The organism is Clostridioides sp. ES-S-0048-02, from assembly GCF_020658495.1.
Lineage (GTDB): Bacteria > Bacillota > Clostridia > Peptostreptococcales > Peptostreptococcaceae > Clostridioides.
This window is the reverse complement of sequence record NZ_JACVWH010000003.1, coordinates 306592-319051: the sequence shown is the minus strand read 5'-3', so window position 1 is coordinate 319051 and position 12460 is coordinate 306592. Positions and strand designations below refer to the sequence as shown.

Below are 12460 nucleotides of genomic sequence, written 5' to 3'. Positions count from 1 at the left end.
ATAGAATTTTATAATAAAGATATTATCTCTTTTTTCAGTTTAATAACATTCTCAAGATTATCTTCATTTATATTTCTATTATCTATGATAAATTCTTTTTTTACTATTGATGGTTTTTTTGAAATAACATAAATTCTATTTGATAGCATTATAGCTTCATCAATATCATGAGTTATAAGAAGTATCGTTGAATTTACTTTTTTCTTAACTTCTAAAAGCCATTTTTGCATAGATGTTTTAGTTAATGAATCGAGTGCACCAAAAGGTTCATCTAAAAGCATTATGTCATTAGAATTTATAAAAGTTCTCAAAAAATTAGCTCTTTGTCTCATACCTCCAGAAAGCTCTGATGGATATTTATACTCATACCCTTCCAAACCAAAAACCTCAAAGTAGTGTTTTACCATAGACCTAGCTTTGCTCTTTTTTTCTTTTTTTAGTACCAATGGAAGAGACACATTATCTATTATAGTTTTATATGGTAAAAGTAAATCTTTTTGATACATGTAGCTATAATTACCGTTTATGTTTACCATACCACTATTATAGTCTGTCAATTGAGTTATAATATTAAAGATAGTACTTTTTCCACATCCGCTTGGTCCCAATATAGAAACAAATTCGCCTTCATAAACATCAATACTTATATCTTTTAAAACATCTACATCTTTATATGTCTTTGATACATTTTCTATAGATATTTTTGCCTTTTTATTGTGGTAAGAATTCATTTGTGTAAGCATCACTTGCCTTCATATCCTTATCTATTAATTTATATTCTTTTAAGAATGATGTATAGTTATTCCATACACTATCTTTCATTTCTCCCCATCTTGGTGCATCATCTTTATATTTACTTGCTAAATATTCTTGACTCTTTATTGCTAGTTTTTCATCTACCTCAGGAGCATGCTTTACTAAAATTTTTGCAGCATCTTCGGGATTTTTTATTGCATACTCATAACCTTTTGTTGTAGCTTTTAAGAATTTCTTAGCAAGTTCTGGGTTGTCTTTAAGTACAGTCTCATTAGAAATTATAAGTGGTGTATAATAATCTAATCTTTCATCTAGGTCTTTTACTGGTATAAAGTTTAAATCATAATCAATTAAATTAGCTTTAACTACATCCCAACCTTCAAATATCCATGCAAAATCTACAGTTTTCATAGCTGCAAAGAAATCATCTTGACCAGTATTAACTATCTTTAATTTATTAAAGTCAGCTCCATTTTTATTCATAACTGCTTTAAAAACAGCTTCTTCTGATGGAGAACCCCAACCTCCATAAGTTTTTCCTTCAAAATCTTTTGCTGTAGTTATGTTTTTTTCTTTTGGAGATGCAAATCCAGAAGTATTGTGTTGTATAACAGTAGCTACAGCTTTTATTGGAAGTGGGTCTTCACTAGTTTTTGCGTAAGTAACTTGTTCTTGATAACTTATACCAAAGTCAGCCTTTCCTGTTGCTACTAAAGTCTCAGCTCCACTTTCAGGTGGTTGTACTATTTCAACATCCAAGCCTTCTTCTTTATAATAACCTTTATCAAGCGCCACAAATAATCCAGTATGATTAGTATTTGGTGTCCAATCAAGTACAACAGTCACTTTTTTAGAAGAAGTATCTTTACTATTTTTTTTGTCTTTATCACTATTATTTCCAGAAGAACATCCAGTTATTGTTGCTAATGTAAGAGCACTTACTAAACCTAATATTCCTAATTTTTTGAAATTCATAATATCCTCCCTCAAGTACATTTAATCTTCTAATCTATGTTTTATAACAACTTTTTTTATAGCTTGTACAATTCCTACAAATATTAAGCTAAATATAACTACTAATATAGTAGATGCAAATACTTTATCAAGTGCATATGCACTTTTTGACCTTAGCATATAAACACCAAGACCTTTAGTTCCACCTAACCACTCTGCAACAGTTGCTGCCATTACAGCATAAGTAGAAGATATTTTAAGTCCAGAAAAAAATTTATCCATTGACATAGGAAATTTGAGATGAATAAAAGTATTAATCTTATTTGAATTCATAGTCTTAAACAAATTTAAATAATCTTTATCAATATTCTCAATACCATCTACAAAACTTATTAATATAGGGAAAAAACACGTAAGTGTTACCATCAATATTTTTGGCATTGTTCCAAAGCCAAACCAAATCATAAAAAGTGGAGCTATTATTATTGTAGGTATCATTTGAGTCACTAACATAATAGGATAAAGACATTTTTTTATTATCAATACAAAATCCATTAATATTCCAATTATTAAAGATATTATTATTGCAACTATAAAGCCAAATATTGCTTCTCCTATAGTAACCATGGCATGCATGGATAAATTTTGATAATCTTTAAAAAATACATTAATTATATCTATTGGTGTAGGCAGTATATATTGAGGAACTCTTAAAACTTCTACCACAGATTGCCAAAAAATAAGTATAAACAAAAATGTTGCTATTGGATATATACTATTTTTGACTTTATCTATGATTTCTAAGTTTATCATCTATAGTTAAACCCCCAGCTTTTTCATCTACTCTAGCTACTGTTATAACTCTTTCACATCCAAGATTAAAAGGGATTTTATGTACTTTTTTTAGCAGTTCAAAAACTTCATCAAAATCACCTTCAACAGTAGTACTCATTGCTCCTATTTCACATTTAAGACCACTGTTTTCAATTTCTGCTATACAAGCATCTACTACTTTATACATTTCTTCTTCACCTTTGTAAGGTCTTAGTGGCATTACTGCTATGTCTGCAATTACCATTTAAATCACTCCTTTTAAAATAATTAATACCTACTAGGTATATTTTGTTTTTTATTAAAATATTTTATAGATAAAAACATAGTATATTTAAATAAAATAAAAGTCTTATCCAAAATAGGATAAGACTTATTTTTATCTTTACTGGTCTCCCTACACTGGCATTATCCAAACAGGTTCAAAGGGTCGAGATAAAATCTCCTCTCAGCATATTAGCTCCCCGAAATATATTATATCTTTTCTACTTGATTATACTACACTTATCATATTTTAACAAATTTTTTATTTATATCATATATTTTATTTGTATTAAAATTTACAAAACTATTATAGTAGTTTATGATTTATTGTCTTTATTCCCACTAATTTTTAAAAATTTCAATAACCATCTTTTATTTACTATAGCTTTATTCTGTTGATGCTATTATTTTTGATATAATAGATTTTTATACACATATATTTATTATCTCTACTCTTTTTAATATATTGGCCACTTATTGTTGATTAATTTTGTGCTACTTCATCAATATAATTCAAATAAATTAATAATATAACTTTACAGTTCCTTTTACACAACAAGCTTTATTGCATAATTTACTTGTATGTTTTATTTTTAAAGGACAAAATAACTTTTATATTTAATTTTTTTAGTTTATATATTGAAAAACAAAACGTTTTCCTGTAATATTATAATCGTAGAATAAAACTAAATAGGCAAAACTAGAGAAATTTAGTGACGCAAAGCTATAGGGACTAACACTTATAAAATAAGTTATGTCAGCCAGTTGCCAAAAAGATATTTTCTTTTTGTTTTTTATGAAAGTTTTTTAGGGGGATAAATAATATATGTTTATGAATAAAATAGATAGATGTACACATATACTAACTGCCTATATATGTAGTTCATATGACTACTGTAATTTTATAGATACGCAGTTAAACGATTTTATACTAGAGTATGGTGAAAATGTTGTGGAATCTTGTTTACATCAAGTGATGGTATTGGTAAGTAAGTATAATTAAATGGATTTTATTTTCTAGAAAACCCTTTTTAGTTTTATCTACATTTTAAATGTATTATTGATATAAAATTGATAAAAAAAGATAGCAAATGAAAAAATTCTAATATAACTTTATACAGTTATATGTTCAAAATGACATTGATAAAAAATCAGCAAATAAAAATAAAGTAGAACCACTAGAAAAACTTTTCAATTCATTAGGTAGAAAAGATTGGTAATTAGTTCATATACATTTGATTGAAGGTTTAGCCGTTTTTAAAAGAGAAACTTGAACTAGTTTCTAAAAATTTATTTAACTTATTTAAAAATATCTAGTAAAAAGCCCTTAGAACGTATTTATTTGGATTCTAAGGGCTTTTCTTTTGTTCTAAATATGTAACAACAGTCCATAAAACTAAATTTAACTACTGATTGTTATTTATATACTAATTGAATGTCATATCCTTCACTATTTTTCTTTACTTCAAATTTGTCATTCTTTTTAGGTAGTATCTCTAGTACACCATCTTGATATTTAGATTTATCTACTTTTAAACCTATCCCAAAGTCTTTTCCCTTAAAACAAGCATATGAGGAAACCTTTTTACCATTCATAAATACCATCTTAATTCTATTATCATTTTCTATATCTGCAAGATTTTTCCATTTATAACCAACTATATTGTACATCTTTTCAACACTAATATCATTGCTAAATAAATAAGCTCTGTCCCATTTGAATTTACTTAATGACGACAAATTCACTTCGCTCTTTTTATCATTTAGCTCAGATAAATTTGTTATCAAATCACCAAAATTTTCTAAGCTTTTATCTTCTTCTATCTTAGTTAACTTTGAATATTTATCTTGTACTTTCCAAGTATTATTACCTTTTTCTAATTCAAATGTTATTTTTGATATACAAGAGTTATGACTGCCTGGTTGTGTAACTATCACATTTTCACCTTTATTATTTGTATAATCATGTTGTTCAATTTCCTTATGAGTATGCCCTGCTACTATCGCATCAATTCCATCAACTTCTTTAGCTAGTTCTTGTATTCTATTACCTGGATTTTTAGGCTTTTTAGGTTTTTCTCCACTATGTACTACGGCTAATAGTATATCTGGATTTTCTTTTTCTTTTATTTCCTTCACCCATTTTTTAGCATCATCTATCATATCATTCATATATAAATCCTGGTATGTAGCCATATCTTTTAAATCTCTGGACTTAGCCTTAATTTTATTTTCGTTTTCATCAAAATCCCATCCTTCTCCGACTTCTTTGATTGTAAGACCAAGTATACCAAGCTTAACTTCACCATATTTTGTTTCAATTGTATTTATTGTGTAAGGTTTAACATAACTTGAACTGTTACTATTATATGTATTCGCAGATAAAACTTCTATATTTTCACTATTAAATTCATTTATCATTTTATCTAAATTTTTTTTAGAGCTAGAAACAAACTCATGATTACCAAGCACTACTGCATCATATTTAACTTCACTCATTTGTCTAACTATAGGTACTTCTTTTTTAATTACTTCATCTTTTTCGTAAGCATCTCGAGCCTCACTAAGATATTGCTCCATTGCTCCTAAACCATCCGAATCATAAAAATCTCCTGCATCTACTAATGTTATATTAGAGTCTTTTTTTCTTTCTTCGTTTATTTTTTCAGCTACATTATAGGTAACTTCTCCATGTAAGTCTGTAGTTGCTAATATATTGATTTCAGTGATTTTATCATTTTTAGAATTAGTGCAACCTGTCAATATCATTGGAATTGATATTAAACATAAACTTAATACTTTGGCTTTACTTTTAAAATTCATTTTATCCCCCTATAAAACTTAATATACATAAAGTATAACAGTTGAACTAACAAACTAATTTACACCAAAATATATATTAGCGTAATTAATAAGCTAATTTATTCACAATAAATCTCTAAATGTATTATTTAAAATTTACATTACTCATCTGTATTAACCTGTCCTAAGTATTTAAAATTAGAATTCTTATTTTCAATAGTTAATTGTTTTGGTAATGAATAAATTAATGATTTAGAATCAATTACATCTATTTTAAAATATGTAATCAATGATAATAAACATAAAATTAATGCCATTAAATTTCCTGTTCTATTTTTTTCATTAAACATATTAGATACTCTTTTTTTTATATCTGATTTCTTATGCAGTCCAGCTACAAATTTATTTGAAGAATTTAAATCTTTTTTCATTGCACCTATAATAGTCAAAGCATACTCTTTTTTATCTTCTATACTACGATTTTTTAAAACTCTTTCATCACAATAAAGTTCACAATCTAAATCTATAACTTTATCCATAATGTACATAAAAGGATTAAACCAATATACTATTTTTAAGAATAATACTAAATATTTAATATAAATGTCTTTACTCTTAAAATGCATAAGTTCATGTCTAAATATCCATTCAAGTTCTTTTAATTTATAATCATATGGTGGTAAAAGAACACAGGAATTAAAAAATGACGGAGTTTCAACTTCATGAGAATATTTAATCTTTACATTTTTATTTATATTAAGCTCTTTTAATAAACTATCATAAAGATTGTTTATGTCTTCATCATCAACATCATAGGACAAATCCTCTATCAGATTTTTAAGCTTAATATATTTCCATAAAGTAGAAATCAAATAAAATATCGTAACAGTAATCCAAATAGACACTAAAATAATAGTACACAAAGTAGAAATATTGTTAAAACCTTCTAAATTTACCTTATTAATATTGTGTTGATATTTCAATTCATTAAATGCAAAAGTATAATATGTAAATGGTAATAATAGTTTTATAATGACAATAAACCATATATAATAGTTAAATTTTCTACTGAAAGTTTTAAAAATAGTCATTCTAAAAACTAATAAGAGAACTATAAATAAACTACTTACTAAAACGGTTCTAAAAAAATCGTTTAAAATTGAAATCATAAATTTTCACCCCCTTATTCTAGAGTGAATTGTGGAATATTTAAAAAACAAGCACCAATATAAAAATAGCAACAGGACTATGTCTTTCTTAATACAAAGAATTCCTTCATGACACCAGTTAAAAATTCCAATATCTTTTGACAGTTGACATACTTAAATTTAATTAAATAGGATAATGACTTTTAGGTATAGCTTTTCTTTTATCTCTTTTAAGACATAATCGAGTCATCCTCTATTATCAATAAGCATAGTTGGTTTTAATTTTATTCCATCCGAATCTTTTTTTATAAAAATTTAAATACTTCTTTTATATAATTTTGATTGTAACATAGAGCATGACATAATACCACAAGAGCTATTATATAAATAAAGAATACTCAAATATTTTTCATAATTACGCTACAATTGTTAAATGATACAAAAATAGTATAAAAGACTATAAGGATTGTTACAAAGATTTATTCTACATTTGACAGAAAGACACCCAAATATTAGAATTAAAGAAACATATGATTTCTTCATTTTTGGCGGATAAAACCTATACAAAATAAACTATACAGAATCTAAGGAGATTATTTAAATGAATAAAAAATTAATTGGAATTTTGGCTGGGATGGGCCCAAGGTCAACAGCGCCATTTGTTGATTTAATTATTGATAAATGTCAGTCTCAGTATGGAGCGAGATACGATGAAGAGTTTCCTGAAATTATGATATATTCCTTACCTACTCCATTTTATATTGACCGCGCAATAAATCATGAACTTATGAAAAAAACTATCATTAAGGGTCTAAAAAAACTTGAATCAATTGGAACAAACTTTATTGCGATGCCGTGCAATTCAGCTCATATATATTTTGAAGAATTGAAAGAATCAATAGGTATTCCATTATTAAATATTGTAGAAGAAACTATTAAATATTTACCTGCTATGCCACAAAAAGTAACTCTACTTTCAACAAGTTCAACATTTGAATCTACAATTTATCAAAAAGGTATAACAAAAGCTGGTCATGAATTTATATTTAAAGAAGAATGGCAAAAAAAGATAAATGCTCTTATACAAAACATAAAAACAGATAAGAATAATCCACAAAATATCAATATTTGGAATGAACTTCTAGAAAGTATAAAATTTGAATCTATTGAAAATATAGTGATTGCTTGCACTGATTTAAATGTTGTCTTGGAAAAGATACAACCATCAATTAACATTATTGATTCGTCAAAATGTTTAGCAGAGTCAGTTATTAAGAAATATTTAGAGTTAGAAAAATAGAATTTACTCTATTTTTAATTTATAAATATTTTAGATAAATTATTCATAAAAAAGTAAAGCAGTAAGATTATCTTACCACTTTACTTTTTTATAAATACTCACTTTTTTATTTTTGATGATGATTCTAAAATAAAATTCACCTTAATGAGATTGTAAAAATAAAAAAATGAATGTCAGTTAAAATAGAAATATATTTTTCAATTAAAGGTCACAAAATTATTTTATAATACTTTAGTTTAAATATTACTAAACTTAAATACTTTAGTATTTGTTAATACTTGTTAATATATATTTATTGATTTATTATATAATAATATAGATATTACTATATCTTGAATTAGATAAATATAATTACGTATATATTGTTATTGTCAAAATTTAATTCTACATTTTTTTAATAATATTATTTTAGGAGGAAAAAATGATAAACAATATTAAAAATAAATTTAAAGATTACAAACCATATATAAACGGTTATGAAAATATGAAAAGAGCATCTGTATTAATTCCAATAGTAGAAATAAATAACATACATCATATATTATTTGAAGTTCGCTCAAAAAATTTAAAGCATCAACCCAATGAAATTTCTTTTCCAGGTGGAAAAATAGAGTCTAACGAAACTCCTTATGAAGCCGTTATTAGAGAAACATGTGAGGAACTTGGAACTTTTAATGACAATATAGAAGTTATAGCAAGTCTTGACTTACTTATAACTCCTGTAAAATTTATAATACATCCCTACTTAGGATATATAAAAAACATTAATAATTTAAATATAAATAAAGATGAAGTTGACCATACTTTTTTGGTACCTATAAAATATCTTTTAGAAAATCCTCCAAATACCTATAATAATACAGTCAAAGTTTTTCCTGATGAAAATCTTCCATATGGTTCAATTCCAAATCAAAAAGATTATAAATTTGAAAGTGGAAGTTACCCTGTTCTATTTTATAAATATAAAGATTATGTAATTTGGGGAATAACAGCAAAAATATTAGAAAATTTTTTAAACTTCTTATCAGAATAATACTTGTAATCAAATATTCAAATTTTTATATAAGAAGTTTTTAAAATTTTCTAACTTTAAAATGCTATAATTCTAAAAAAGATAGTAAATTATGTTTTATAATATTTTTTATGCTTGATTATTGTTCAATTATTGTTACACAATTTTTAATACAATTTCAAGCTAAGCACTATGTATTAACATCACATTATAAATAAATTATAATATGATAATATATCTAATAAGATTAATATATGAAATAAATGATTTTAATGTATGTTTATGGTAAAATATTAATAATTAAGTAAACTGATAAATCAGAGTATCTGGAGGTGCTTATAATGTTTGCAGTAGGATTCACAGTTATAATTGCAATTGCCTCTTTCATTTTAAGTATATTGTTATTTAATGGAAAAGCAAGTATGCTATTAGCAGGTTATAATACTATGAGTGATAAAGAAAAAGCTCGATATGATGTAAAAAAACTATGTAGAAGTTCTAGCATTGTTACTTTTATCGTATCTATAATGTTATTTATCATGTCATTTTTGGGATATAGAATAGAGAGTGGACAAATGGATGAAAAAAAAATGCTTCCGTTTGCTGTAATATTTATAATAGTTATACTTGCTAGCGTGTTTTTCAATATCTATTACTCTAATAAGAAATGTAAAAAATAAAAATTGGTAAGTTAAGCAGTTAATTGTGAAAGATTGACTGCTTTTTTTGTCTATTAGATATTTTAGTATATAATAAACACTAAATATAGTTAAGTAAGCTTTGATAAAATAGAATAAAAAATAGATGTACAATTAATTTACATCCTATATCAAATTTATTTTTATTTATAATAGAAACTGAAATTATCATAATATATATGATATGTTCTTAAAATTAAAAAATTTAATATATTTTGTTTTATAGTACATCTATTCCAATCAGTTTACATAATTTTATTATTTTATACAGTTCTAATCATTTACTAGTACACCATTCAATGAAAATGTTCTAGGTTCAGTAATTTTAACCATAACTAATTTTCCAATTAAATCATCACTTCCACCTTCAAAATTTACAAGTTTATTTTGTCTAGTTCTACCAGCAAATTTATTTTCATTATTTTTGCTTCTTCCTTCGACCAAAACTTCAACTACTCTATTTTTATATTCATTATTTATCTCTGCTGAGATTCTATTTACTGCTTCTAATACTCTATTAAATCTTTCATGTTTTATTTCTTCTGGTATTTGATTTTCCATTTTAGCAGCAGGAGTTCCCTGTCTTTTAGAATAAATAAATGTAAATGCTGAATCATATCTAACTTTTTCAACCACATCTAGAGTATCTTCTAAATCTTCTTCTGTTTCTCCTGGAAAACCTATCATTAAGTCCGTTGAAAAAGCAATATCTGGCACTTCTTTTTTAGCTTTCTCTATTATGTCTAGATAATATTCCTTTGTATAATGTCTATTCATTTTTTTCAGAAGACTACTACTTCCACATTGTATTGGTAAATGTAAAAATTCACACACCTTATCACAATCTCTAATTGCATATACCACCTCATCAGATATGTCTTTAGGATGAGATGTCATAAATCTAACTCTTTCAATTCCTTCTATATCATTAACTTTTCTTAAAAGTTCTGAGAATGCAACTGGATTTTCAAGTGTTTTGCCATACGAATCTACATTTTGTCCAAGCAAAGTTATTTCTTTTGTTCCATTTGAAACAAGCTCTTTTATCTCATTAATTATATCTTCAGGTGTTCTACTTCTTTCTCTTCCTCTTGTATATGGAACTATACAATATGTACAGAAATTATTGCATCCATACATTATATTTACAAATGCTTTTAATTCAAATTTTCTATTACTTCTAAGGCCTTCTATTACTTCTCCATCTACATCCCATACATCTACTAACATTTTGTCAGAATTTATTGATTCTGTAAGTAATTGTGGAAATTTATATAGATTATGTGTTCCAAATACAAGGTCTACATGTTTGTATTTTTTTCTTAGTTCTTCTACAACATGTGGTTGTTGCATCATACATCCACACACAGCTATTTTCATGTTTGGATTTTTTCCTTTTAGATGCTTTAACTGACCTAAATTTCCATACACCTTTAGTTCTGCATTTTCTCTTACTGCACATGTATTATATATTATTAGGTCACTTTCTTCAACTATCATTGACATTTGGTATCCCATTTCTTCTAACATTGAACAAAGTTTTTCTGAATCATGTTCATTCATCTGGCACCCAAAGGTTTGAGTAAACACGAGTTTTCTCTTTCCTGTTCTGTTGAAGTATTCTTCATTTTGTCTGTGTATTTGTTCTATATATTTATCTTGTTCTTGTATTTTCTCTATTGGTATTGTTACTTGTTTTCTTTTGCTCACTTCTATTCCTCCTAGTTAATTTCTTTTATTACACATAACCTTAATTATATCAAATAAGAAAAATCTTTTAAAGGTATTATTAAAGTTTTAACTATAATAAAAGACAGCCAAGTCGCTGTCCTTTATTATATTATACTTTACTTTTATATAAAAATAGATTTTAAATCAATCCATTTACAATTCTACAAAATATATTTCTATTGATATCTAATAATTTACTAAGTTTATACTATACAAGTACATTAAATTAATCTTATTTAAGAAAATAAAATAATCATAATATCTTTATAAAATAAACTTTTTATTATATCAAGTATATCTCAAATTAAATATTATAAGCCATATATCTAATCAAATTTTAACTTTGGTAACTAACCCTTCTTATTGATAAATTAACAATCTTGAATAAAAATATTCCTGCAACTAAATTTATTAAAACAGCTGGTAATACTACTGTTAAGAATAACGCTGTAAAAGAAGCTCCTGGAAGACCAACTATAGCTTGAGCAGCTAACAAAAATATTGTTCCACTTACAAGTGTTCCTATTGGCATTATAATTGCAACTACTATAGTATCCTGTGTTTTTTTAGATAAGTTTTTTATAAAAGGCATTTTATAGCTAACATATATTAATAAAAATACTATATTTGCTGTAAGAGTTTTATCTATTATATTAGGAACTTGACCTCCTGGGAAGCTTGATGTAAGTGCTGTAAATATACCTGTCACTATTCCTGCTATTAAGCAAGTTTTATAGTCATCTCTATTTAAAACTAATATCACAAACAGCATTGCTAGTGGTACATCTGGTTTCATTGGTAATCCTATAGCAGGTGTAATTTGATGTATTAATAATCCCATTGCTAAAAGTATTGCATTTAAAGTTAGTTTTTTTGTATTTGTTTTCATTTTTGTATTTCCTCCTAATTTTTTTAATTTTCAATTTATTTTTTTGCCAGTTTTCTAAATCATCATCTTTAGCTT

The 12460-nt window shown here is 25.6% G+C and carries 12 protein-coding genes and 2 riboswitches; of the genes, 4 read left to right on the top strand and 8 right to left on the bottom strand.

Going from position 1 to position 12460, the window contains the following annotated elements:
- Positions 1-8: 8 nt before the first annotated feature.
- From IC173_RS06630 to IC173_RS06615, 4 genes are read right to left on the bottom strand one after another with little or no spacing between them, the layout of a single operon-like run.
- Positions 9-743 carry an ABC transporter ATP-binding protein gene (locus tag IC173_RS06630; protein WP_227435131.1) on the bottom strand — a complete coding sequence of 245 codons (735 nt, stop codon included), beginning with the start codon at positions 741-743 and terminating at the stop codon, positions 9-11.
- Entirely contained in the window at positions 712-1731 is a 1020-nt protein-coding gene (locus IC173_RS06625) for an ABC transporter substrate-binding protein (RefSeq protein WP_227482632.1), read from the bottom strand. Before IC173_RS06625 ends, IC173_RS06630 begins: the two co-directional genes overlap by 32 nt.
- Positions 1732-1752: 21 nt before the next feature.
- Positions 1753-2523 (bottom strand): ABC transporter permease, encoded by a 771-nt coding sequence (locus IC173_RS06620; protein WP_227435129.1) that lies wholly within the window; start codon positions 2521-2523, stop codon positions 1753-1755.
- Positions 2498-2788 (bottom strand): MTH1187 family thiamine-binding protein, encoded by a 291-nt coding sequence (locus IC173_RS06615; protein ID WP_227435128.1) that lies wholly within the window; start codon positions 2786-2788, stop codon positions 2498-2500. Before IC173_RS06615 ends, IC173_RS06620 begins: the two co-directional genes overlap by 26 nt.
- A 130-nt stretch (positions 2789-2918) precedes the next feature.
- A riboswitch (TPP riboswitch) is annotated at positions 2919-3018 on the bottom strand.
- Positions 3019-3488: 470 nt separating this feature from the next.
- Positions 3489-3578: riboswitch (cyclic di-GMP riboswitch) on the top strand.
- 53 nt (positions 3579-3631) lie between these two features.
- Here IC173_RS06615 and IC173_RS06610 point away from each other — a divergent pair.
- On the top strand, positions 3632-3808 hold the full coding sequence (locus IC173_RS06610; RefSeq protein ID WP_227435127.1) for a hypothetical protein: 177 nt from the start codon (positions 3632-3634) through the stop codon (positions 3806-3808).
- A gap of 413 nt (positions 3809-4221) precedes the next feature.
- On the opposite strand, the gene IC173_RS06605 is transcribed toward IC173_RS06610, so the two are convergent.
- Entirely contained in the window at positions 4222-5628 is a 1407-nt protein-coding gene (locus tag IC173_RS06605; protein ID WP_227855324.1) for a metallophosphoesterase, read from the bottom strand.
- A 140-nt stretch (positions 5629-5768) separates the two neighbouring features.
- Positions 5769-6776, bottom strand: coding sequence for a M56 family metallopeptidase (locus tag IC173_RS06600; RefSeq protein ID WP_227834325.1), 1008 nt, complete (start codon positions 6774-6776; stop codon positions 5769-5771).
- Between the two features lie 580 nt (positions 6777-7356).
- On the opposite strand from IC173_RS06600, the gene IC173_RS06595 reads away from it, so the two are divergent.
- The 3 genes from IC173_RS06595 to IC173_RS06585 all read left to right on the top strand — a co-directional run bounded on the left by IC173_RS06595 (position 7357) and on the right by IC173_RS06585 (position 9747).
- Positions 7357-8055 (top strand): amino acid racemase, encoded by a 699-nt coding sequence (locus IC173_RS06595; RefSeq protein WP_227855323.1) that lies wholly within the window; start codon positions 7357-7359, stop codon positions 8053-8055.
- 421 nt (positions 8056-8476) lie between these two features.
- Complete coding sequence (locus IC173_RS06590; protein WP_227435123.1) at positions 8477-9088, top strand: NUDIX hydrolase; 612 nt, start codon at positions 8477-8479, stop codon at positions 9086-9088.
- 320 nt (positions 9089-9408) lie between these two features.
- Positions 9409-9747, top strand: a complete 339-nt coding sequence (locus IC173_RS06585; protein ID WP_227435122.1) for a DUF3784 domain-containing protein — start codon at positions 9409-9411, stop codon at positions 9745-9747.
- Positions 9748-10038: 291 nt separating this feature from the next.
- Here IC173_RS06585 and miaB read toward each other — a convergent pair whose 3' ends face one another.
- Both miaB and IC173_RS06575 read right to left on the bottom strand, forming a co-directional pair.
- Positions 10039-11475 carry a tRNA (N6-isopentenyl adenosine(37)-C2)-methylthiotransferase MiaB gene (gene miaB, locus IC173_RS06580; protein ID WP_227855322.1) on the bottom strand — a complete coding sequence of 479 codons (1437 nt, stop codon included), beginning with the start codon at positions 11473-11475 and terminating at the stop codon, positions 10039-10041.
- A gap of 358 nt (positions 11476-11833) precedes the next feature.
- Complete coding sequence (locus IC173_RS06575) at positions 11834-12385, bottom strand: tryptophan transporter (RefSeq protein ID WP_227435120.1); 552 nt, start codon at positions 12383-12385, stop codon at positions 11834-11836.
- Positions 12386-12460: the final 75 nt, after the last annotated feature.

Bases quoted from the DNA above. Each gene is read 5' to 3' on its own strand.
- IC173_RS06585 (WP_227435122.1), top strand. From the start codon at position 9,409: ATGTTTGCAGTAGGATTCACAGTTATAATTGCAATTGCCTCTTTCATT.
- IC173_RS06605 (WP_227855324.1), bottom strand. From the start codon at position 5,628: ATGAATTTTAAAAGTAAAGCCAAAGTATTAAGTTTATGTTTAATATCA.
- IC173_RS06625 (WP_227482632.1), bottom strand. From the start codon at position 1,731: ATGAATTTCAAAAAATTAGGAATATTAGGTTTAGTAAGTGCTCTTACA.
- IC173_RS06600 (WP_227834325.1), bottom strand. From the start codon at position 6,776: ATGATTTCAATTTTAAACGATTTTTTTAGAACCGTTTTAGTAAGTAGT.
- IC173_RS06590 (WP_227435123.1), top strand. From the start codon at position 8,477: ATGATAAACAATATTAAAAATAAATTTAAAGATTACAAACCATATATA.
- IC173_RS06575 (WP_227435120.1), bottom strand. From the start codon at position 12,385: ATGAAAACAAATACAAAAAAACTAACTTTAAATGCAATACTTTTAGCA.
- IC173_RS06610 (WP_227435127.1), top strand. From the start codon at position 3,632: ATGTTTATGAATAAAATAGATAGATGTACACATATACTAACTGCCTAT.
- IC173_RS06630 (WP_227435131.1), bottom strand. From the start codon at position 743: ATGCTTACACAAATGAATTCTTACCACAATAAAAAGGCAAAAATATCT.
- IC173_RS06620 (WP_227435129.1), bottom strand. From the start codon at position 2,523: ATGATAAACTTAGAAATCATAGATAAAGTCAAAAATAGTATATATCCA.
- IC173_RS06615 (WP_227435128.1), bottom strand. From the start codon at position 2,788: ATGGTAATTGCAGACATAGCAGTAATGCCACTAAGACCTTACAAAGGT.
- IC173_RS06595 (WP_227855323.1), top strand. From the start codon at position 7,357: ATGAATAAAAAATTAATTGGAATTTTGGCTGGGATGGGCCCAAGGTCA.